General features: G+C 57.7%; 2 protein-coding genes. Both read right to left on the bottom strand.

Annotated elements, in window-relative coordinates; translation table 11 throughout:
* Positions 1 to 1,632, bottom strand: a 1,632-nt coding sequence (locus tag QZ326_RS12995) for a methyl-accepting chemotaxis protein (protein WP_295746029.1), incomplete at its 3' end; no start/stop codon positions are given.
* A 152-nt stretch (positions 1,633 to 1,784) separates the two neighbouring features.
* On the bottom strand, positions 1,785 to 1,994 hold the full coding sequence (locus tag QZ326_RS13465; RefSeq protein ID WP_365329341.1) for a hypothetical protein: 210 nt from the start codon (positions 1,992 to 1,994) through the stop codon (positions 1,785 to 1,787).
* Positions 1,995 to 2,182 lie beyond the last annotated feature (188 nt).

Below are 2,182 nucleotides of genomic sequence, written 5' to 3'. Positions count from 1 at the left end.
GAGGCTGGCCTGAGAGGAAAGCTCCTGGCTGGCGGCAGCGCTCTGCTCACTGGTGGCGGAGTTGGTCTGCACCACGCTGGAAATCTGGTCGATGCCCTCGGTCACCTGGCTGATGGCGGTGGTCTGCTTATCCACCGCTTCCACCACAATGGACATCTGCGACGTCACGCCTCCGGCGCTGACGCTGGTGCGCTCCAGGGATTGGGTCACCTCGTTCACCACGCCGCTGCCCTCGTTCACGGCGGCAATGGAGCTTTCGATCAGGTCCTTGGTGGCCTTGGCGGCCTCGTCGGACCGGTTGGCCAGGCTGCGGACCTCATCGGCGACCACGGCGAAGCCCTTTCCGGCAGATCCGGCCCGCGCCGCCTCCACAGCGGCGTTCAGCGCCAGGATGTTGGTCTGGAAGGCGATGTTTTCGATGGCGGCAATGATTTTGCTGATTTCCTCCGAGGAGCTGGAAATCTTGCCCATCGCCGTGTTGAGCTGCTTGACGTACTCCATGCTGACGCCCAGCTGGCCGCCCGCCTGCTCCACAAACCGGCCGGCTTCCTCGGTGGCCTGGGCGGTCCGTTTGGCGTTTCCGGAAATGTTGCTGATTGTGGCGGAGAGCTCCTGCACGGAACTGGCCTGCTCCGTGGCGCCCTGGGCCAGAGCCTGGGCGCCGTTCGACACCTGTTCGGCTCCGGCGGACACCTGCTCGGCGCTCTCCCGAATCTGGCTCATGGTATCATGGAGCTTGGACTGGATGCTGTCCAGGGAAACCTTGATGGACATGAAATCTCCCACATATTCCTGCCGGGCGGAAACCGTCAAATCTCCGGCGGCAATGGAATCCAGTATGGAAGAAATCTCCCCGATGTAGGACCGAAGCCGCTGAATCGTCCTCTCAAAGATAAGGGCCAGGCGGCCGACCTCGTCATTGGATTGGACGGCGATGCCGCTCTCTCCGCCGCCGTTCAGGCCCAGGTCTCCCTGCTCCAGGCAGCCGGCCACACGGGTGATCTCCGCCAGGGGAGCGGAGACGGTCTTCTTCAGATACGCCGACAGGAAGAAGATGCATACGACGATGACGGCAAGGCTCACCAGGGAGGACCAGATGATGGTCATAAAAATCTGATGGTTGGCTTCCGCCGAGGAAATGCCGGCAAATATAAGGCCGTCGGCCGCTCCCGCCGCGTCCCTGGTGGGGACATAGGAGCACAGGTATTCCTCATTCAGGATCGTGGCCTTGCCCACATAACTCTGCCCCTTTTGCAGCACGATCTCGGACAGCTCGGAGGACAGCGTGGTGCCCACGACCCGCTCTCCGTTCTGGACCACGGTGGTGTAGGCCCGCGTATTCCCCTCAAAAATGGTAAACTCACAGCCCATGCGGCTTTTCAGCTCATCCAGCAGCTGGTTGACATCGCCGGTCCCGTCCGACTGGCTCAGAACATAATGGAGCATGTTCGTGCCGTTGGTACAGCGCTGTTCCAGCATATTCGTTGCCAAGGAGCGGAACATGATCACGCACATGCCCACCGCGAATACAACGGAGATCATCTGCATGATGACGACCACGTTGCCTACCTTTTTGCCGATGCGGGTTTGCTTTCCTTCCGGACTTCCCTTTGAAAATTCGATCTTTTTCATAGCTGCCTGACTCCATCTGTTTTTAGAATTAAAAAATGGCACACAGCCACCTTCCCAATTATACTGAGTGGACATGATTTTTGCAAGCCCTTTTTCTGCTGGAGCTGTTCAGCGCACGGTATTCAATAAGGGCTTGTAATTGACTTGCGTATTCAGGGGCCGAAGTCCCGTTTTATTTCCTTATATATGTTGCGATGAGGAAAGTCATTCCCGCCTGACCGGCGGGCCTTTATGAAAAGAGCCGCCGGAACGCGCAGGGCCCAAAAGCCGCGCCGCCTGTAAGAGAGGGCTTGCTCCATCTCCTCAATATACTTGCTGACGCCATGCCGGCACAAAAATATGCCGCTGCAAATTCTATCCACCCGTTTAGGCCTTGTTTCAAACAAGGCCTAAACGCCCAAAACGGCGGATCTTTTTCCGCCGCTCTGCGTTAAGGAACCACTGATTAAATCCCCGCACACAGCTTCACGCCATAAATTCCCGCTGGACTGCGTTAGAAAATCTTGAAATCCGTCAGGATTCCTGCGATTTTCTTCCTTGTCAGCAGAAA

It is taken from the genome of uncultured Oscillibacter sp. (assembly GCF_910587525.1).
GTDB lineage: Bacteria > Bacillota > Clostridia > Oscillospirales > Oscillospiraceae > Oscillibacter.
Note: the sequence above shows the minus strand (reverse complement) of the source record. Positions and strands in the feature narration are given on the sequence as shown.